Here is an 18,894-nt window from a genome sequence, read left to right as displayed (position 1 = left end):
ATGAGAATGTCGTGGCTCGAGACATCGATCATGGCCCGTAAGGGCGTCGCCGGGGGAAAAGCCGGGCAGAGCTACACGATTACCGAGGAGACGCAGGGAAAGTACCACTACGTCTATGGGCCCTATGCGGAGCCCGTCCTGCGCGTCGACCCCGGCGCGGTGATCAGCGCCGAGACGCATGACGCGTTCGAGGGCGCCATCAAGAAGGAGACGGACAGCCCGTCGGAAATCCTCAACTTCCCCTATCTCAACCCTCAGAACGGGCCCGTTTACGTCAACGGTGCCGAGAAGGGCGACGCGCTCGCCGTCTACATCAAGTCGATCAGGCCACGCGGCCCGCAGCCGGTCGGCACGACCTGCCTGATCCCGGAATTCGGCGGCCTCGTCTCGACGGCCGACACCGCCATGCTCAACCCGCCCCTTCCCGAGCGGGTGAAGAAGCTCGTCATCGACGAGAAGGGCGTGCACTGGTCGAAGAACCTGGTGCTGCCCTACGAGCCCTTCATCGGAACGATCGGCACCTCGCCGGAGATCGAGGCGATCACCTCGCTGCAGCCGGACTACTACGGCGGCAACATGGACCTGCCCGACGTGGCGGTCGACTCGGTGATCTACCTGCCGATCAACTCGCCCGGCGCCCTGCTCTATCTCGGCGACTGCCACGCGGCCCAGGGCGACGGTGAGCTCTGCGGCGTCGCCGTCGAGCATCCCACCGTCACGACCGTGCAGGTCGACCTCATCAAGGGCTGGGCGCTCTCCAACCCGCGGCTCGAAAACGACCGCTTCTTCATGTCGATCGGCAGCGGCCGGCCGATGGAGGACGCGGCGCGGCGCGCCTATCGCGACCTCATCCGGTGGATGTCGGCCGACTGGGGCGTCGACGAGCTCGAGGCCTACTTCCTGCTCACCCAGTGCGGACGTGTCCGGCTCGGCAACATGGTCGACCCGAAATACACGCTGGGTGCCTCCATCACGAAGGACATCATCGCGAAGCTCTGAGACGCCCCCGCTCCAGCACGCCGGGAAGAGACGATGGCTCCGGTTCACAAGGTCGCAACGGTCCAGTTCGAACCGACGATGTTCGAGAAGGAGCGCAACGTCGAGGGTCTCCTCGCCTTGTGCGAGGAGGCGGCGCGAGCCGGAGCCGCGCTCATCGTCACGCCCGAGATGGGCACGACGGGCTATTGCTGGTTCGATCGGGAGGAAGTTGCCGGCGAGGTGGAGCCCGTGCCCGGCCCCACGACGAGACGCTTCGAGGCGCTGTGCGCCGCCTATGGTTGCCACGTCGTCATCGGCATGCCGGAGGTCGATCCGGACGGGGTCTACTTCAACAGCGCGGTGCTGATCGGGCCGGAGGGCGTCGTCGGCGTCCACCGCAAGAGCCATCCCTATATCGCCGAACCGAAGTGGGCGGCGTCCGGCGACCTCGGGCACCAGGTGTTCGAGACACCGATCGGGAGGATCGCACTCCTCATCTGCATGGACATCCATTTCATTGAGACGGCACGTCTGTGCGCGCTCGGCGGTGCCGACGTGATCTGCCACATCTCCAACTGGCTGGCCGAACGCACGCCGGCGCCCTACTGGATCAGCCGCGCCTTCGAGAACGGCTGCTACGTGATCGAGGCCAATCGCTGGGGGCTGGAGAGGACGGTCCAGTTCTCCGGCGGCAGCTGCATCATCGAGCCGGACGGGTCGATAGCCGCCGTCATCGACGCCGGCGACGGCATCGCCTACGGCGAGATCGACCTCGCCAAGGCGCGGGCACGCACCGTGCTTGGCGAGCCGGTCATGGACCGCCGGCGCCCGGAGCTCTACCGCGAGCTGCTGTCCGACACGTTTCTCTGGAATCCATGCGACTTCTTCGGCCTCTATGGCCACCGGCCCCTGCCGCCGGGGCGGCGGAGCCAGCTGGCCGCGGCTCAGTTCACGCCCTCCGCCGACATGTCGGCCAATCTCGCGCGGATTGCGAGCCTTGCCGAGGACGCGAAGCGATCCGGCGCGGAACTCGTCGTCTTTCCCGAACTTGCGGTCAACGGGCTCGAGAACCCCGCCGCGACCGCGCAGCCCACCTCAGGCATGGCCGTCGCGGCACTCATCAGGATGGCCACGAAGCTGCGGATGCACATCGTGGCCGGATTCGCCGAAAAGGCAGGGACCACAGTCTACAACGCCGCTGCGCTGGTCGGACCGGAGGGCCTTGTCGCCGTCCACCGCAAGCTTCATCCGGGTGAAGCAGACCGCGACTGGGCAGCACCAGGCGAGGCCTGGACCGTGGCGGATACCCCGGCGGGCCGTATCGGACTTCTGATCGGGCACGACGCGCTCTATCCGGAGGCCGCGCGCGTCCTCGCGCTGCGGGGCTGCGACATCGTCGCCTGCCCGGCAGCGATCGCCGGCCGATTCGCGGCGGGACACCCGGGAACGGCCGTCGCTCAGGGCTGGCCGATCCCAACGGGCGCGGACCCGCTGCATTGGCATCACTTCCGGGTCCGGGCCGGCGAGAACAACGTTTTCCTTGCCTTCGCCAACGTCCATGACGAAGCGGGAGGGTACGAGGGACTGAGCGGCGTTTTCGGACCGGACACGTTCGAGTTTCCGCGCCGCGAGGCGATCGTCACGGAGCCCTCCGGGATCGCCGTGGCCACGGTGGACACGACCAATCTCGACAACCGCTACCCTTCAAACACGGTCAGGCGCAAGGACATCGTCTGCATGCGGCTGACACACCACTATCGCGAGCTCGTGCGTGTACCCAACGCATCGCGCGGATGATTGGGCGCGGCGAGATCGAACAACCTCCGGCCGGTCGGCAATTCGTGACTACAGCTTGTGCACAACCTGCCGCAATCCAAATCTTTCTGCCGTTTTTCAATGACTTGCGGCCTGTCGCGGCAGCATGCTAGCGTGTTGTCCAAGCAGGGGGAGACGGGTTTGATGAAGCGGCCTTCAGGCATTGCCTGCCCGTTGAACCACCTCCAATTCGACTTTTGATTGCGGTCCGGCATCAATGTCACAAGGGGCGGTTCCAGGGACGATGAGCGCGCCCCTCACACGGACAGGGACCGGCGAAATCCTGCTGCGGACTTCGGGGCTGACCAAGTCGTTCCGGGGCCTCGTCGCCCTGAAGCAGCACAGGCTCGAGCTGAAGGTCGGCGAGATCCTCGGCGTTATCGGGCCAAACGGCTCGGGCAAGAGCACGTTCTTCAATTGCGTCACGGGCTTCTCGCGGCCGGACTCCGGGACGGTGGAGTTCGAGGGACGCTCGATCTTCGGGCTGCCGACGGAGCAGATCGTTCGGCTCGGCATCGCCCGCACCTTCCAGGGCTCCCGGCTCTTCGGAACGCTCACCGTGGCCGAAAACGTGCTGGCCGCGGCGCAACTGCGCCACCCGATCGGTCCGTTCGACGCAGTCGTCCGCGGCAGCCGCTACCGCTCGCGAAAGGCGGACGCAGAGACGATCGCCCGCCGCCTGCTGGCGCTGATGGGGCTGACCGGGCAGGCTGACCGCCTCTCCGCCGATCTCCCCTACGGCGACCAGCGACGCCTGGAGATCGCCCGCGCGCTTGCCACCGAGCCATCGCTGCTGCTCCTCGACGAGCCGGCGGCCGGTCTCGATTCCAACGAAACAAAGGCTCTGACCGCGCTCATCCGGCGGATCCGCGACGAGTACGGGGTGACGGTCGTCGTCGTCGAGCACGACATGGACCTGATCATGGCCCTGTGCGAGCGCATCCAGGTGCTGGCGACGGGCGAAGTCATCGCCGTAGGAACGCCGGAAGAGGTGCGCAACAACCCCAGGGTGCGGGAGGCCTATCTCGGCCATGCCTGATCCCACGCCTCTCCTCTCGATCCGCGACCTGCGGGTGCAGTTCGGCGCCGTGCAGGCGCTGAAGGGTGTCAGCCTCGACGTCGCGCCCGGCGAGGTCGTCGCACTGGTTGGCGCCAATGGCGCCGGCAAGAGCACGACGCTGCGCACGATCTCTGGATTGTCGGCCCCCCGTTCAGGCTCCATCACCTTTGCAGGCCGTCCTATCGGGGGATTGCCGGCGCCTCAGATCGTTCGGCTGGGTATCTCGCAATCTCCCGAGGGCCGCCGGCTGTTCGGTGGACTGTCGGTGGCGGAGAACCTCCGCCTCGGCGCCTGCACGCGCTCTGACCAGGACGGCATCGCCCGGGACACCGAGCGGATGTTCACCCTGTTCCCGATCCTCAGGGAGCGCCTGTCTCAGCTCGCCGGAACGCTTTCGGGCGGCGAGCAGCAGCAGCTCGCGCTTGCCCGCGCCCTGATGGCGGCGCCGAAGCTGCTTCTGCTGGATGAGCCTTCGCTCGGAGTAGCGCCGCTCCTCGTCAGGCACATTTTCGTCGCTTTGGCGGAGCTCAAGCGCCAGGGAATGACGATGCTGCTGGTCGAACAGAACATCGCGCTGGCGCTGGACCTCGCCGACCGCGCCTATGTCCTGCGGACCGGCACGGTGGCCCTGTCGGGCACCGCTGAGGAGCTGCGTGACAGCGACCGCGTCGCGCAGGCCTATCTCGGGGCCTCCGCATGAGCCAGTTCGACTACATCGTCCAGCAGATCGTGAACGCCATCAGCCTCGGCAGCCTCTACGCGCTCGTGGCCGTCGGCCTCTCCATCGTCTTCGGCGTTTTGAAACTCACAAATTTTGCCCATGGCGACGTGATGATGGTGGGCGCCTTCACCACCGTCATCCTCGGCGCGCTCGGCGTCCCCTTCGTCCCGGCGCTCGCCTGCGGCGTGCTGGCCGGTGCGCTGGCGGGCTTCCTCATCGAGCGCATCGCCTACCGGCCGATCCGCAACGCGCCAGACGTGACGCGGCTGCTGACGAGCCTCGCGGTCACCTACATCCTCGAGAATCTCGGCATCCTGATCTTCTCCTCATCACCCAAGAACTTTCCCCTTCCGGACTGGCTGAATGGCGCCTGGCAGCTGGCCGACGGGGCGATCACCTTCACCAACATCAACGTCCTCACCATCGCGCTGACCTTCGTCTCGCTGATCGGGCTCGGCTGGTTCATCACGCGCACCACGGTCGGGCTCGGCATGCGCGCGGCCGCCGAGGACATGTCGGCGGCGCTCCTCGTCGGGCTCGACGTCAACAAGGTCATCGTCGTCGCCTTCGTCGTTGCGTCCGGCTATGCCGGGCTGGCGGGGGTGCTGTGGGCGGCGCAGGCCGGTGTCGTGCAGCCGCAGATGGGCTTCACCCCGCTGCTGAAGGCTTTCGTCGCCGCCATCATCGGCGGCTTCGGTTCGATTGCCGGCGCCCTGGTGGGCGGCTACATGCTGGGTGCGCTGGAGATCTTCATCGTCGCCTTCATGCCGGACGCCGTCTCTCCCTACCGCGACGCCATCGTCTTCGCCGTGCTCATCGCCTTCCTGCTGGTGCGCCCCGGCGGCCTGCTGAAGCCCAACCGGGAGGTCAAGCTGTGAAGCGCGACACCAGCACGCTCGTCGCGGTCGTCGCGCTCTGCATCGCCGGAGCGGTCGTCGCCTGGGGCGCGCCCTTCGTCCTCAGCGACTATCTCGTGCGCGTGCTGCTGCTGATGGCGCTGAACGGCGTGCTCGTCCTGTCGCTGTCGCTCAGCAACGGCTTCACCGGCGTCTTCTCGCTGGGACATGTCGGCTTCATCGGGGCCGGCGCCTACGTCTCCGGCATCCTGTCCCTGACCGTGCAGCAGAAAGCCTCGCTGCTGCCGCATCTTCCGGCCGTGCTCAACTGGTTCAGCCTGCCCTTCCTGCCCGCGACGCTCGCGGCGGGGTTGTTCACCGCCCTGCTCGCGGTGGTCGTCGGCTATCCGCTGATGAGGCTCTCCGGCTACTTCGTCTCGGTCGCGACGATGGGCTTTCTCATCATCGTCAACGTCGTGCTCATCAACGCCTCGGACTTCACGCGCGGGGCGCGCACCTTCACCGGAGTTCCGCTCGATACCTCCCTGCCATGGGTGTTCGGATGGCTCGGCGTGACGATCCTGGTTCTCGCGCGGCTCGTCTACTCGCCCTTCGGCCGTTCCATGAAGGCCGTCCGCGACGACCCGATCGCGGCGAGCGCCGTGGGCATCAGCGTACTGCGGGCCAGGCTCATCGCCTTTGTCATCGGCGCCTTTTTCGCCGGCGTGGGCGGCAGCCTCTACGCCCATTATCTCGGCTCGTTCTCGCCCAACACCTTCTACTTCGCCATGACGATGAACCTCATCGCCATGCTCGTGCTGGGAGGCATGGGATCGCTCTCGGGCGCGCTGATCGGCGTCGTGTGCGTCACGGTGCTTTCCGAACTGTTGCGCGGCGTCGAGCGCGGGTTCACGCTGGGCCCGATCACGGTGCCGGCGCTGTTCGGGGCGAGCCAGATCGTGCTCGGCTTCATCTTCATCCTCGTCATGATCTTCCGGCCGAAGGGGATCATGGGGGATGCCGAGCTCACGCTCGGATCCGCCAAAACACAATCGGCAAGGCTCGAAGCAGAGGGACAAGACGCATGACCAGGCTCACTCGACGCGGGGCTCTCGGCCTCGGGCTCGGCGCTTCCATCGCGCTCGCAGCCAGTACCGCTTTGGCCGCCGACCCCATCAAGATCGGCGTGCCCGCAAACCTCACGGGCAATCTGTCGGCCTATGAGGGACCGATGCTGAACGGTGCCAAGCTCGCGGCCGCCGAAATCAACGCCGCTGGCGGGGTACTCGGGCGGCCTATCGAACTCGTCGTCTACGACACCAAGACCGACCCGACCGCCATCTCCACCGTCGCCAGCCAATTGATCGACAGCGACAAGGTGGTCGGCATCGTCGCCTTCGCCGACTCGGACTCGGTGCTCGCCATCGGCCCGCAGATCCAGAAGGCCAAGATCCCCTTCATCACGCCGGGCGCGACCTCACCCAAGCTGCCGAGCCAGCTCGGCGAATACGTGTTCCTCGCCTGCTTCGGCGACAACGTACAGGCAGCCGTCGGCGCCGAGTTCGCGCTGAAGAACCTGAAGGCCAAGAACGGCTACCTGCTGACCGACATCGGCACGGAGTACACGACGCTCCTGTCCGACTACTTCACCCAGGCCTTCGAGAAGGGCGGCGGCAAGCTGGTCGGAAAGGACACGTTCAAGATCGGCGACAAGACGTTCACGGCGCAGGTCGCCAAGGTCAAGGCGGCGTCACCCAAGCCGGACTTCCTCTTCGTTTCGGCCAACAACGAGGAGATCGGGCTGATCCTGAAGCAACTGCGCCAGGCCGGCATCGATCTTCCCGTCGTCGGCGGCGACGGCTACGATACGCCGCTCCTGCTGCAGGTCGGCGGCAAGGCGGCAGAGAACACCTACTTCACCACCCACTCCTTCATCGGCGAGGGCGCGACCCCGAAGGTGAAGGCGTTCATGGACGCCTATAAGAAGTCGACCGGCAACGACCCCGAGAACACCTTCGCGGCGCTCGCCTATGACGGCATCAAGCTGATGGCGGACGCCATCAAGCGGGCCGGAGGCACCGACCCCGAGAAGATCAAGACGGCGCTGGCCGGCACCACCGGGCTCGAAGGCGTGACGGGCACGATCTCCTACCGTCCCGGCATCGCCGTTCCCGACAAGTCGGTCACCGTGATCGGCGTGAAGGACGGAAAGCTGACGCTCGCCAGCGAGGCGGCTCCCAGCTTCGTGCCGGCGCCCTGACCATGGCCGGCGGCAGCCTCTGGGACCTGCACAGGTCCCACCTCGCCGGTGCGGTCTTCACCGACCTGACGCACCCCTTTCACCCGGGACAGCCGCACTTTCAGCACTTCCCGGACGAAGAACGTCGGATGGTGTTCGACTACCCGCTCGGGCACGCGTTCCAGGTGCACCATTACGGCTTCGTCGGCCAATGGGGCACGCATGTGGACCCGCCCGTCCACTTCATCGAGGGCGGGCGGACGGTGGACCAGATCCCCGTGACCGAGATGCTGCTGCCGCTGGTCGTGCTCGACATATCGGGCCGGGTCGCGTCGGATCCCGATGCCACCCCGACACTGGACGACGTGGCGCGCTGGGAAGCGCGCCACGGCCGGATCCCCGAGAAATCCTTCGTGGCGTTGCGGACCGACTGGTGGCGCCGCTGGCCGGACGTCGACCGGTTCTACAACCGTTCGGATGATGGCGTGTCGCACTGCCCGGGCTGGTCGAAGGAGGTCCTCGCCTTCCTGTTCGACGAGCGCGGGATCACGGCCGTCGGTCACGAGCAGATCGACACCGACCCCGGGATCGCCACGTCCCGAGGCGACTACGCTCTCGAGCACTACGTGCTCTCGCTGGACCGGTGGCAGATCGAACTCCTGGCGCGCCTCGACGAGGTGCCCGAGGCCGGTGCGCTGATCATGGCGACCTGGCCGAAGGCGAAGGACGGCTCCGGCTTTCCCGCCCGCGCCGTGGCGATCCATAACGGCTGAAGAAAGCTCGGGAACGAGCGCCCGGGTCCCAAAACGGGAGGACCGCCATGGCCTACGACGTCGAACTCGTGCGCTCGCACTTTCCGGGACTTGCCCGGACCAAGGCAGGCCGCAGCGTCGCGTTCCTGGACAACCCTGCCGGCACCCAGGTTCCGCGCATGGTGGCCGAGCGCATGAGCGAGGCGCTTCTCCACCGCAACGCCAACCTTGGCGGCTACTTCGACACCTCCGTCGAAGCCGAGGACGCGGTGGAAGCGGCCCACCGGGCCGGCGAGCTTTTCGTGAACGCGAGGAACGAAGGCGAGGTCTTCTTCGGGCAGAGCATGACGAGCCTCACCTTCATGATGGCTCGCTCCATCGGTGCGGCGTGGCAGGCCGGGGACGAGATCGTGCTGTCGCGGATGGACCATGATGGCAACGTCGCACCCTGGCTGATGCTGGCGGAGGACAAGGGCCTCGTCGTGCGCTGGCTCGACTTCTCGCCCGAGACCTTCGAGTTCGACCTCGCCAATCTAGCCTCGCTTCTCAACAGCCGGACACGTCTCGTGGCCGTCTGCTATGCCAGCAACGTCACAGGCACGATCAACGACATCGCGGGCATCTCGAAACTGGCGCATGCGGCCGGTGCGCTCGTCTATGTCGACGCCGTGCAATACGCCCCCCACGGGCTGATCGATGTCCGTGCGCTCGACTGCGATTTCCTCGTGTGCACCGCCTACAAGTTCTTCGGCCCGCATTACGCCCTGTTCTGGGGCCGCAAGGAGATCCTGGAGGGGCTGCGGGCCTACAAGGTGCGTCCCGCCTCGGAAGAGCTGCCCTGGCGGTTCACCAATGGCACGACGAACCGGGAGGAGTTGGCCGGAGTCCACGCCGCGATCGACTATCTCGCCTGGCTCGGAGATGCCTTCGGCAACCTTCCGGCCGGAGCGGACCTCCGCGCCCGCCTTGCCGCCGGCTATACGGCGACGAAGGCGCATGACGACGCGCTGGCGCGGCGCCTGGTGGACGGCCTCCTCGGTTTCAACAGCGTGCGCGTCATGGGCATCACCGATCCCGCGGCGTTCGACAGGCGCGTCTCGACGGTCACCTTCACGGCGGAAGGAAAAAGCTCGGCCGACATCGCCAAGGCCTTCGCCGCCAGGGGGCTCCAGGTCTGGAGCGGCCACAATTACGGGCTGGAGGCGAACCGGCTGCTGGGCATCCTGGACACCGGCGGCGGCGTTCGGGTCGGCCCGGTGCACTACAATACGCCGGCCGAGATCGATGCCGTGCTCGATGAGCTGGGAGCGGCGCTGCGGCGGTCCTAGCCCTCCGCGTTGATCTCGATGACGTTGCGGTCGTGGTCCATGATCCAGAGCTGGGGGTAGCCCGTGACGCTGTCGCGCTTGATAACGATCCGCTTGGGGTCGTCCTGGCCACCGCCCTCGACGTAGCCGTGGCGTGCGAGGGCGGAAACGGTCGCCTCGAAGTCCGGGACCCTGATGGCGAAGTGAATGTCGTTCGGATCGACCGGTCCGGTCCTGAAATTGCCGGCGGGGTAGTAGGTGATATGGATCTCCAGAGGCCCTGACCGCAGCCATGCGCCGGGATGGGGAAACGGTGGCCTTTGAACCGGCTCCAGAGCGAGCACGTCCGTGTAGAAGGTCCGCGCGTGATCGACATCGCGTGTGATGACGGAGACGTGGTGGAAGGCCGGGCTGCTCATGCGGGGCTCCTGACCAATGGATCTGGCAGCCGGATGATGCTCCGTGTCCGGAGCCCGGGCAATCCCGGCGTCGCCGTATCCGGCACTTAGGGGGGCTGGAGTTCCTGCCCGAAACGGACCCTCACGGACCTCTTCGGTTGAGCTTCAGGCCTCTGAGGTGCAATGTCTTTCTCATCGCGAACGTCCGGACTCCTTCAAGGCCGCGTTCACCCAGGAAAGCAGGCTCGCCATGCAGGACCCACGTGTCGACGATATTCTCGACATCATCGCGCAAAGTGCGCGGCTCGACCGGGCATCGCTGAGGCTGGAAACCCCGCTCGACGAGCTGAGCATCTCGTCCCTCACCCTGATCGAGGCCGTGTTCGAGATCGAGAGCAAGTACGACGTCGAGATCCCGACGGAGCAGTTCGTCAAGAAGCCCGACACCACGCTTGGAGAGCTGATCCGGGGTGCGCTAGCCAGGATAGACCGGGCCAAGCCGGCGGTTGCCGGGCAGCCCGTGGAATGAGGGTCGCGATCACGGGGCTTGGCGCGATCTCGGCCGTCGGCCATGGCGTCGCCGAGCACCTCGCCGCCATGGAGACGGGACTGTCGGGGATCAGCCGGCCCGCGGCATCGGCCGAACGCAGCGGCTCTCCCTGCGCCGAAGTGAGCGGCTTCCTCCCGGAGACGCATTTCACCGCCAACCAGCTGGCCCTGATGGACCGGGCGTCGCAACTGGCCGTCTTCGCTGCGCGCCAAGCGGTCTCGCAGGCGGGGAACGTTCTCGACGACGAGGCGCCGATGCGCCACGGCGTGCTGTTCAGCGCTGCGCTGGGGTACACCACCGTCGAGCACGCCTACCGGCGCATGTATGGCGAGGGCGCGTCGCGGGTTCATCCCTTCCTGGTTCCGCGCGCCATGCCGAGTGCGCCGGCGAGCCAGATCGGCATGGACCTCGGGGTTCTCGGTCCGACCTTCAACATCGCTTCCGCCTGTGCGTCTGCGACCCACGCGATCGGCACGGGCTTCCACATGGTGCGGTCGGGGATGCTCGACGTGGCGATCGTGGGGGGCTGCGAGGCCCCGCTCACACTGGGCTTCATGCGAAGCTGGGAGGCCCTGCGGGCCGTCGCCCGGGACACGTGCCGCCCCTTCTCCCGCGACCGCAGCGGGCTGGTGATGGGCGAAGGCGCAGCAGCCCTCGTGCTGGAGCCCATGCAGCGCGCGATCGCAAGGGGCGCCACGATCCATGGCGAGATCGTCGGGTTCGGGATGAGTTCGGACGCCGGCGACATCACGGCGCCGGATCCGGCGGGTGCGGCGCGAGCCATGACCGCGGCCATCGCCGATGGCGGGCTGGATGCGAGCGAGATCGACTATGTCCACGCCCACGGAACCGGGACGCTCCTGAACGACCTGAACGAGGCCAAGGCCCTTGGCTCGGTGATCGGCTCCCGCCTTCCCGGCGTCCCCGTTTCGTCCAGCAAGGGCACGATCGGCCATACGATGTGCGCATCGGGCGCGCTCGGCCTGGTGTTCTCGACTTTGGCATTGCGAGAGGGCCTCCTGCCGCCGACCCTCAACTTCTCTGAACCCGACCCCGAGTTCGACATCGACTGCGTTCCAAACACCGCCCGGCGAGCGCCCATTGGCGTCGCCATGACCAATTCCTTCGCCTTCGGCGGACTGAACGCTGTTCTGATCTCCCGCGCGCCGCATTAGCTGCACCCATCGCGGTCGGCGTTCCAGGCGTCATGCAGCTGAATTCCCCTCCGGAAGCTGCTTCGGAACGTCAACGGGCGTCAGTCCGGCCGAACCATTGCTGCAGTCCTGCATTCCCGTTTGCACAGTCACGCTTCCCGGGCGGCCGTTGGGTTGCTCCGGGATTGCGGCAGGCCAGGCTGGCATCACGGGGATGGAAGACTGATCGATGCCAAAGACCGGGTCGAACATCGAGGCCAAGCTCAACCGGATACTCGAATATCAGCGGGCGCTGATCGACTTCAGCCGCGTTGCGGCGGAGACGATACCGCCGGAGCGGCTGATGCAGCACGCCTGCGCACAGGCGTCGAGTTTCACCCACGTCAAGCATACGAAGGTGCTGCGCTACCGGGCCGCCACCAGCGACGCGCTCGTGGTGGCAGGCGTCGGCTGGAAGCCGGGGGTCGTCGGCACGGCGACGCTGCCCGTCAACGCGGCTTCTCCCCCCGGCCGTGCAATCCAGACCGCGGCCCCCGTGGTGATCGAAAACCTTCCTGACGATCCGGATTTTCGCATGTCGCCTCTGCTGAGCGAACACGGGATTGTCTCTGTCCTGAATGTTCCCGTGATGATCGACGGGCAATGCTGGGGCGTGTTCGAGATCGATGCCGAAAACCCGCGCGTTTTCGATGATGGCGATGTCGGCTTCCTCACCGCGATAGCCAACATCATCGGCACGGCGCTGGCGCGCTACGAAGCGGATCAGAAGCTGCGGCAGACGGTCCAGGAGCAGGCCGACGCGGAGACGATTTGGAACACGCTCGTCCGCGAATTGCAGCACCGGACGAAGAACAACTTCCAGATCATCATTTCCGTCCTCTCGCTGCAGCGCCGGAGCGTGGACACGGAGGAGGGCAAGGCTCGCTTCGCGAGCGTCATTGACAGGGTGCACGCCATCGCGCTCGCCCATGACATGCTGTCGCTGAAGGGCAGCATGAGCCTTGTCGACTTCGGCGAGTACCTCGAAGCCCTTTGCGTCACCCTCGGATCCTACAGCGAAAGCGTCACCGTCACCGTCGCCGCCGACGATGCGAAGCTGCCGCTGGACAGGGCCGTCTCGGCGGGGCTGATCGTCAACGAACTCGTCACGAACGCCTTCAAGCATGCTTTCGCAGAGGGTGAGCCGGGGTTGATCCGCATTGGCTTCGAGGTGAAGGCGGAAGCAGGCGAAGCCTGCATCAGCGTCGAGGACAACGGGCGGGGCATGGGACCGCCACGCGAGGGCGGCCTCGGGCTGAGGCTCGTCGACGCGTTCGCCCAGCGCATCTCCGGGCGCGTTGAGCGGACGCCCGGAGACAAGGGCACGAGAACGGAAGTCAAGTTCCCGCTGACCCTGTAGGCTCGCGGGCTTTCAGAGCCGATCTCGGAATCCGGGCTAGAGATCCTGGTTCTGCGGCAGGAGCACAAGGTCCCGGACAGTCGCGTTCGGCGGGCGCGTCAGCATGAAGTGCAGCGCGTCGACAACATCCTCGGACCGCAGGCCGGTGCGGGCTGCTGCCAGCCTTTCGACTTCCGCGGGGTCGGTGATGCCCCACAACTCGTTCAGGACCATGCCGGGCGCGAGCGAGCCCACCTTGACGCCGTGTGGCGCGACCTGCCGGCGCAGACCGTGTACGAAGGACTGAACCGCGTGCTTGCTGGCCGAGTAGACCGGCTCCCAGTGGATCGCCTGGTGACCGGCGATCGACGAGGTCACGACGATGTCGCCGGAGCGCTGCGCGATCATGCCGGGCAGAATGGCGTGCACCAGCCGGAACACGCTGTTGACGTTGAGCTGGAGCAGCTTGTCCCAGGTGTCGGGATCCCCGTCGACGACATCACCGGAGACATAGCTCCCAGCGTTCGCGAACAGGATGTCGGTGCGCCCAAAGCGGTCCGCGACCGCCTTGGCAACTGCACCGACCTCCTCCGCAACGGTCAAATCGGCGGGGATGACGAGCGGGTCACCGCTCACCTCTTCCGCCAGCTTTTCGAGCCTGTCGCGGGACCTGGCCACCAAGGCCAGTTGCAAGCCCTCGGCTGCGAAGCGCAATGCGGCGGCGCGGCCGATGCCGGAACTCGCACCGGTGATGATCATGACCTTGCCGGCCAGCGTGGTGGAGGATTGTGAGGTCAAAGAAAGCTCCGCGTTCCAGGTTGCCACGCTATGCAGGGTGAAATCGATTGTGTGAGAGGTTCACCAGTCCGTCGCCTGAGCGCAAGCGTGAGGTCGGCTGGAGCTTCGGCAAAGCCATGGTCGCGTCTTGACAAGATAGAGGATCGGGGTACTCGCCACCATGCCCCATCGTGCACTGTCTACGTTTGCTGCAGCGGCCAAGAACCTACTCGTCATCATCGGAATAGTAAAAGACGTTCTCGACGCCCTTTCCCTTGAAGAAGTGTCCTTTCGGAGTGGCCATAACAAGCTGTCCAGACACAACAAAGGGCGTTCCGTATAGTCCAGGGCGTACATCTCCCTCGCATCCATAGACTTCGACGCCGAAAGCCTGCGCGATCACGCACATCGAAGCAGGCTTGAGCCCGGCATTGCAGACAAACAGACGGACATAGCCTTCAGGGTCAAAATTTGGCTTAAGCCTTGCCAGGACGGGAAAGTGAACCTTCGGAGTCAGTTCGCTGATGTCCTCGTCTCCGGCATTGATTGTGTTCTGGCCACCGTGGGCATACCAGTCGAGCCTATCGATCTTCTGTTGGCCCGCCTCTGCCTTGGCTTGACTGACGAGCTTATGTACAGAGTCAGGATTGATGTCGCCTATCGTCAACAGGCTGGTTATCGCGCCGGTGATATCGAAACTACTTCCCTTGAAGACGGCTTTGATGACCGCGCCCATGTCGCGCCTCCAGGATTTTTGAACGAGGACACTCGCGCGCGAGAATGGTCCCGCAAAGGTCGCCCGCAGCTTCAACTTAGCTCGCTCGAGACGCGATCCCGAAGGGCAGGACCCTGCAATCGTCTGGGAACCCTCCCATCACGTAGCAGTAACTGGGTCTCTGTGCCGGCTTCGCTTGCGGACCAAACCCGGCGCTGATACTTAAGATATCACTTAAGTGTTGGAGCGGCCCCATGACTCTCGTCCTGCATGCCCGTCCGCTCTCGTCCTACTGCCACAAGGTCCTGATTGCCCTCGACGAACTCGCGGTTCCGTTCGAGCTTTCGTTCCTGAACCTCGGCAGCGACGAGCAGAGGCGCGCCTTCTACGCCCTCTGGCCGATCGGCAAGATGCCGGTGCTCGAAGACCGGGCCAGCGGCCTCGTGCTGCCGGAAGCCAGCATCATCATCGAATGGCTGAACACACGGGCCGGCGGCACGCTGATCCCGAGCGACCCCGCCCAGGCCCTCGAGGTGCGGCTTTGGGACCGCATCTTCGACCTGCATGTCCACACGCCCATGCAGGCCTTTGCGGCTGACCTTCTGCGTCCGGAAGGGCAGCGCGATCCCCTCGCCGTCTTCAATGCGACCCTGCAACTGGCGACGGCCTACGACCTGCTGGAGAGCCGCATGACGGGCCGGGAGTGGGCGGCGGGAGATGCGTTCTCGCTCGCCGATTGCGCCGCTGCCCCAGCCCTCTTCTACGCCGGGCAGCGGGTTCCGTTCGGACACCGTACCGCGCTGGCCGCCTATTGCGAGCGGCTCAAGGCCAGGCCGTCCTACGCCCGCGTCCTGCGCGAGGCCGAGCCGTACTTCCACCTGGTGCCACGATGACGGGGACGCCGCTGGCCGCCGCACTCGACAGGATCTTCCACGCCTTGTCCGATCCCAGCCGGCGCAGCATGCTGGACCGGCTCACCAGCGGACCCGCTTCGGTGAACGAACTCGCCGCGCCGCTGGCCATGTCGCTGTCCGCCGTCGTCCAGCATCTCCAGGTGCTGGAATCCTCCGGTCTCGTGAAGACCGCGAAAACCGGCCGGGTGCGCAGTTGCACGCTCGACACCTCGGCGATGTCGCAGGCGGAGCAGTGGATCAACGACCGCCGCACGCAGTGGGAGCAGCGCCTCGACCGCCTCGGCGCCTACCTCGACGAAACCGCCCCGCACGAAGGGACTGAGCGATGACCGAACGCAGCACCGTCAAGGCGACCTTCACCCTGGAGCGCCGCTACCGCGCATCGCCAGCCCGCGTGTTCCGCGCCTTTGCCGAAGAGGAGGCGAAGAAGCGCTGGTTCGGTGGACCGGACGGATGGCAGCAACTGGAAAAAGCATTCGACTTCCGTGTCGACGGCGTCGAAGTGCTGGTCGGCCGACACCCCAATGGCGTCGTTTCAGCCTTCCACTGCACGTACCATGACATCGTGCCGGACGAGCGCATCGTCTACGCCTACCGCATGGCGATCGACGGCGTGCCGATGTCCTCCTCGCTGGCCACCGTCGAGATACGGCCGGACGGCGAGGGTACTCACCTGACGGTGACGGAGTACGGCGTGTATTTCGACGGTTTCGGGACCAGCGGCAATGCAGGGCGTGAGCTGGGTACCGGATGGCTGCTCGACAAGCTCGGCGCCAGTCTCGAGGGAACGGAGCCGCCGCCCTTCCCGGGATAGACGCGGCGCCGTTGCCCGGCCCCTTTCACCTGAAAGCGCAATCAGGGATTGATCCAGATCGAAGACAGCGCTCCGCTTCAGGTTCCTCTTGAATGTCCCCGCGATGTCGCGGGGATGGAGGAAAGCACCATGAAGATGGTTCTGTTGACCCTGCTGCCGGTCGCTGCCCTGGGCCTCACTGGACCTGCTCTCGCCAAGGACAAGGCGAAAGGCGAGACCGTGAACGTAGAACTGACCGACGCAACCGTCGATGCCAGCCTGACGGGCTCGAACACCATGAAGACCTCTGTCGACCACGACAGCGTGAAGGCGGGTCCGGTGACCTTCCACGTCCATAACGCCTCGAAGGCACAGATGCACGAGATGGTCCTGATCTGGGTCAAGGATCCAAAGGCCGCCCTGCCGATGGATGCCAAGGAAGACAAGGTCGTCGAGGACAAGGTCAAGCACCTCGGCGAGGTCGCCGACCTGGAGCCCGGATCGTCGGGATCGCTGAAGCGCAGCCTGAAGCCGGGCTCGTACCTTCTGGTCTGCAACCAGCCCGGCCATTATCACGCCGGCATGTGGGCAACCCTGACCGTCGTCCCCTGAGCGCGTCCGTCCGTGGCGGAAACAGGGTGACGGCGACGCAGCCGGCCGAAGGCGGCCAGCAGCGGGCGGCCGTCATCCTAGTCCCGGCACGCTTCACGCCGGGAGCCACTGGGGGCGTCCGCTGACATCTGCCCCGGCGGCGTGTCGCCGCAAGGCAGGTCCGGGGTCGCGGCCCGCGCGTAGTGATGAGGTGAAAAGCGAGAGGTTTCCCGTGCGGACAGAAAAAGATCAGGAGACGGCACCGCTCGTCCCGCCGGCCGAGCAGAACCCGACTGCAGCGCTCACCGTGTATTTCGATGGGTCGTGCCCGCTCTGCTCGGCGGAAATCGGCCATTATTCCGGCCTCGCCGGGAGCGAACGGCTTTGCTTTGTCGACGTTTCGGCCCCTGGAGCCGACGCGGGAACTGACCTACCGACGGAAGCTGCGCTCCGGCGGTTCCACGTACGGCAGGCCGACGGCCGGCTGCTTTCGGGAGCCCCTGCCTTCGTGGCGATCTGGGGAATGCTGCCCGCCTGGAGCCCCGCCGCGAGGCTGGCGCGCGTGCCGGGGGCGGTCAGCCTGCTGGAACTCGGCTACCGCCTCTTCCTGCCGGTCCGGCCCCTGCTCTCGCGCGTGGCTGCGGCCCTCGGTGCACGTCCGATGCGGGGCCCATCCGGGATCAGGGACCCGGGCGAGGTGGACCCACGCGGAGCCTGAGCGGCTTGTTTCAGGGCTCGCGGTGGCCCGCCTGGCCGAACACGGCCGGGAAGCCGCGAAGGCTCATGCCCTGAGGCGTCTCGCCCTCATCGGGAACGCCCCGTCGGCCTGCGGCCCGCCAGTCATAAAGCTGGACGTCATCACCGTGAGGTGGCCGATACGATCCGCGAGAGAGTGGGCGGAGTCCGAACTGCGCTCGGCGATGGCCGCGTTTTTCTGCGTAATATCGTCCATCTGAGCCACGGCCTGGGTCATTTCCTCAATCCCGCTGGCCTGCTCTCCCGTCGCCGCCGAGATCTCGTTCACCGTGGCGGCGACCTTGTTCGAGGCGCCCACGATGCGCTCGAGCGTCTGCCCCGCCTCGCGCACGAGCTTCACCCCATCTGCCACCTGCGTGACGGACGACGAAATCAGCCCGCCGATGTCCTTGGCAGCCTGGCTGGAGCGCTGCGCCAGCGTTCGCACTTCCGCCGCCACGACCGCGAAGCCCTTGCCGGCATCGCCCGCCCGGGCGGCCTCCACGGCTGCGTTCTCATCCCGCCATCCCTCGTGAAGCAGGCAAGCAACATCGCTCGGGCGCAGAGCTCAATCTCATACTCCTGACGCGTTAAATTTCTGGTAGAGCAGAACAGCTGCAAACAACAGCCTTAGGTTGTGTTTTGTCCTGTTTGGCTCATGTCGGCGCGACATGTCAGGAGCGTTCGACCCTGCTCTGTACTTAATCCGGTTCACTCGATCCGGCATCAAGATGCTTGATCTTGAGGCGGCCTCAGGTGGAACCGGGGTCGATGAACGCGCAGATCGTGACGAACTTCGGATCCGTTTCATCCGGTGGATACTGCAGGGGAGCCTGCCTTGTGCCATTGCCGTAATACGCAGTGCGCGGCACGCCGCACCAGTGCGCCTCCTCCTTGCTCCCCGGCACGCTGCTCCAGGTGATGCGCCCCTTGGCGACCCGGATCTGCGCGCGGTACCGCTTGCTGTTCACCAGGGCATCGCCGTTCGGGAGCAGGCGGTAGGTCACGGCTTCGCAGTCTCCGGTCGTCTTGTCCCCGCCGCAGCAAGGCACGCCCGAGTTCGACCGCAGGGGGGTGTAGATGTCGTGCCCCATGGCCGGCCAGCTGGCGAGCAGCACCACGGCAGCGAGAGAGAAGCGGGCAGTCAGCGCCATGGCAGGTCTCCGCCATGCAGTCTACGC

At 66.0% G+C, this 18,894-nt stretch carries 22 protein-coding genes; 17 read left to right on the top strand and 5 right to left on the bottom strand.

Annotation, left to right across the window (positions count from 1 at the left end):
• Positions 1 to 6 precede the first annotated feature (6 nt).
• From AC5JCN_RS01115 to AC5JCN_RS01075, 9 genes are all read left to right on the top strand, one after another.
• A complete protein-coding gene (locus tag AC5JCN_RS01115) occupies positions 7 to 999 on the top strand; it encodes an acetamidase/formamidase family protein (protein ID WP_495753158.1) in 993 nt (330 codons plus the stop codon).
• Positions 1,000 to 1,032: 33 nt separating this feature from the next.
• Positions 1,033 to 2,775 carry a nitrilase-related carbon-nitrogen hydrolase gene (locus AC5JCN_RS01110; protein WP_495753157.1) on the top strand — a complete coding sequence of 581 codons (1,743 nt, stop codon included), beginning with the start codon at positions 1,033 to 1,035 and terminating at the stop codon, positions 2,773 to 2,775.
• A gap of 262 nt (positions 2,776 to 3,037) precedes the next feature.
• Positions 3,038 to 3,832 carry an ABC transporter ATP-binding protein gene (locus AC5JCN_RS01105; protein WP_495753156.1) on the top strand — a complete coding sequence of 265 codons (795 nt, stop codon included), beginning with the start codon at positions 3,038 to 3,040 and terminating at the stop codon, positions 3,830 to 3,832.
• Positions 3,825 to 4,553, top strand: coding sequence for an ABC transporter ATP-binding protein (locus AC5JCN_RS01100; protein ID WP_495753155.1), 729 nt, complete (start codon positions 3,825 to 3,827; stop codon positions 4,551 to 4,553). Before AC5JCN_RS01105 ends, AC5JCN_RS01100 begins: the two co-directional genes overlap by 8 nt.
• Positions 4,550 to 5,452 (top strand): branched-chain amino acid ABC transporter permease, encoded by a 903-nt coding sequence (locus tag AC5JCN_RS01095; protein WP_495753154.1) that lies wholly within the window; start codon positions 4,550 to 4,552, stop codon positions 5,450 to 5,452. Before AC5JCN_RS01100 ends, AC5JCN_RS01095 begins: the two co-directional genes overlap by 4 nt.
• Positions 5,449 to 6,498 (top strand): branched-chain amino acid ABC transporter permease, encoded by a 1,050-nt coding sequence (locus tag AC5JCN_RS01090; protein WP_495753153.1) that lies wholly within the window; start codon positions 5,449 to 5,451, stop codon positions 6,496 to 6,498. Before AC5JCN_RS01095 ends, AC5JCN_RS01090 begins: the two co-directional genes overlap by 4 nt.
• Positions 6,495 to 7,670 (top strand): ABC transporter substrate-binding protein, encoded by a 1,176-nt coding sequence (locus tag AC5JCN_RS01085; RefSeq protein WP_495753152.1) that lies wholly within the window; start codon positions 6,495 to 6,497, stop codon positions 7,668 to 7,670. Before AC5JCN_RS01090 ends, AC5JCN_RS01085 begins: the two co-directional genes overlap by 4 nt.
• A 2-nt stretch (positions 7,671 to 7,672) precedes the next feature.
• A complete protein-coding gene (locus tag AC5JCN_RS01080; protein ID WP_495753151.1) occupies positions 7,673 to 8,422 on the top strand; it encodes a cyclase family protein in 750 nt (249 codons plus the stop codon).
• 47 nt (positions 8,423 to 8,469) lie between these two features.
• Positions 8,470 to 9,729 (top strand): cysteine desulfurase-like protein, encoded by a 1,260-nt coding sequence (locus AC5JCN_RS01075; RefSeq protein ID WP_495753150.1) that lies wholly within the window; start codon positions 8,470 to 8,472, stop codon positions 9,727 to 9,729.
• Here AC5JCN_RS01075 and AC5JCN_RS01070 read toward each other — a convergent pair.
• Positions 9,726 to 10,127 carry a VOC family protein gene (locus AC5JCN_RS01070; RefSeq protein ID WP_495753149.1) on the bottom strand — a complete coding sequence of 134 codons (402 nt, stop codon included), beginning with the start codon at positions 10,125 to 10,127 and terminating at the stop codon, positions 9,726 to 9,728. The two genes, AC5JCN_RS01075 and AC5JCN_RS01070, sit on opposite strands and share 4 nt — an antisense overlap.
• Before the next feature lie 229 nt (positions 10,128 to 10,356).
• Here AC5JCN_RS01070 and AC5JCN_RS01065 point away from each other — a divergent pair, with 229 nt between their 5' ends.
• The 3 genes from AC5JCN_RS01065 (at position 10,357) to AC5JCN_RS01055 (ending at position 13,209) form a co-directional block, all read left to right on the top strand.
• Positions 10,357 to 10,635 (top strand): acyl carrier protein, encoded by a 279-nt coding sequence (locus AC5JCN_RS01065; protein ID WP_495753148.1) that lies wholly within the window; start codon positions 10,357 to 10,359, stop codon positions 10,633 to 10,635.
• Complete coding sequence (locus tag AC5JCN_RS01060; protein ID WP_495753147.1) at positions 10,632 to 11,831, top strand: beta-ketoacyl-[acyl-carrier-protein] synthase family protein; 1,200 nt, start codon at positions 10,632 to 10,634, stop codon at positions 11,829 to 11,831. Before AC5JCN_RS01065 ends, AC5JCN_RS01060 begins: the two co-directional genes overlap by 4 nt.
• 208 nt (positions 11,832 to 12,039) lie before the next feature.
• Entirely contained in the window at positions 12,040 to 13,209 is a 1,170-nt protein-coding gene (locus AC5JCN_RS01055) for a sensor histidine kinase (RefSeq protein WP_495753146.1), read from the top strand.
• 36 nt (positions 13,210 to 13,245) lie between these two features.
• Here AC5JCN_RS01055 and AC5JCN_RS01050 read toward each other — a convergent pair whose 3' ends face one another.
• Positions 13,246 to 13,986: an SDR family oxidoreductase gene (locus tag AC5JCN_RS01050; protein ID WP_495753145.1), complete on the bottom strand. Its 741-nt coding sequence runs from the start codon at positions 13,984 to 13,986 to the stop codon at positions 13,246 to 13,248.
• A gap of 205 nt (positions 13,987 to 14,191) precedes the next feature.
• Positions 14,192 to 14,701, bottom strand: coding sequence for a hypothetical protein (locus AC5JCN_RS01045; RefSeq protein WP_495753144.1), 510 nt, complete (start codon positions 14,699 to 14,701; stop codon positions 14,192 to 14,194).
• Positions 14,702 to 14,934: 233 nt separating this feature from the next.
• Here AC5JCN_RS01045 and AC5JCN_RS01040 point away from each other — a divergent pair, with 233 nt between their 5' ends.
• The 5 genes from AC5JCN_RS01040 (at position 14,935) to AC5JCN_RS01020 (ending at position 17,696) form a co-directional block, all read left to right on the top strand.
• Positions 14,935 to 15,573: a glutathione S-transferase family protein gene (locus tag AC5JCN_RS01040; RefSeq protein ID WP_495753143.1), complete on the top strand. Its 639-nt coding sequence runs from the start codon at positions 14,935 to 14,937 to the stop codon at positions 15,571 to 15,573.
• Positions 15,570 to 15,923 (top strand): ArsR/SmtB family transcription factor, encoded by a 354-nt coding sequence (locus AC5JCN_RS01035; protein WP_495753142.1) that lies wholly within the window; start codon positions 15,570 to 15,572, stop codon positions 15,921 to 15,923. The genes AC5JCN_RS01040 and AC5JCN_RS01035 overlap by 4 nt, the downstream gene beginning before the upstream one ends.
• Positions 15,920 to 16,408, top strand: coding sequence for an SRPBCC family protein (locus AC5JCN_RS01030; protein ID WP_495753141.1), 489 nt, complete (start codon positions 15,920 to 15,922; stop codon positions 16,406 to 16,408). Before AC5JCN_RS01035 ends, AC5JCN_RS01030 begins: the two co-directional genes overlap by 4 nt.
• 129 nt (positions 16,409 to 16,537) lie before the next feature.
• Positions 16,538 to 16,999: a sulfocyanin-like copper-binding protein gene (locus AC5JCN_RS01025; RefSeq protein ID WP_495753140.1), complete on the top strand. Its 462-nt coding sequence runs from the start codon at positions 16,538 to 16,540 to the stop codon at positions 16,997 to 16,999.
• Between the two features lie 211 nt (positions 17,000 to 17,210).
• Positions 17,211 to 17,696, top strand: coding sequence for a thiol-disulfide oxidoreductase DCC family protein (locus AC5JCN_RS01020; protein WP_495753139.1), 486 nt, complete (start codon positions 17,211 to 17,213; stop codon positions 17,694 to 17,696).
• Positions 17,697 to 17,759: 63 nt separating this feature from the next.
• On the opposite strand, the gene AC5JCN_RS01015 is transcribed toward AC5JCN_RS01020, so the two are convergent.
• The gene (locus AC5JCN_RS01015) at positions 17,760 to 18,218 is read right to left on the bottom strand and encodes a methyl-accepting chemotaxis protein (protein ID WP_495753138.1); all 459 of its coding nucleotides are present in this window, start codon (positions 18,216 to 18,218) and stop codon (positions 17,760 to 17,762) included.
• 247 nt (positions 18,219 to 18,465) lie between these two features.
• Complete coding sequence (locus AC5JCN_RS01010) at positions 18,466 to 18,867, bottom strand: hypothetical protein (protein WP_495753137.1); 402 nt, start codon at positions 18,865 to 18,867, stop codon at positions 18,466 to 18,468.
• Positions 18,868 to 18,894: the final 27 nt, after the last annotated feature.

The sequence above is a fragment of the Alsobacter sp. genome (genome assembly GCF_059501845.1).
This window is presented reverse-complemented; position numbering and strand designations above follow the sequence as displayed.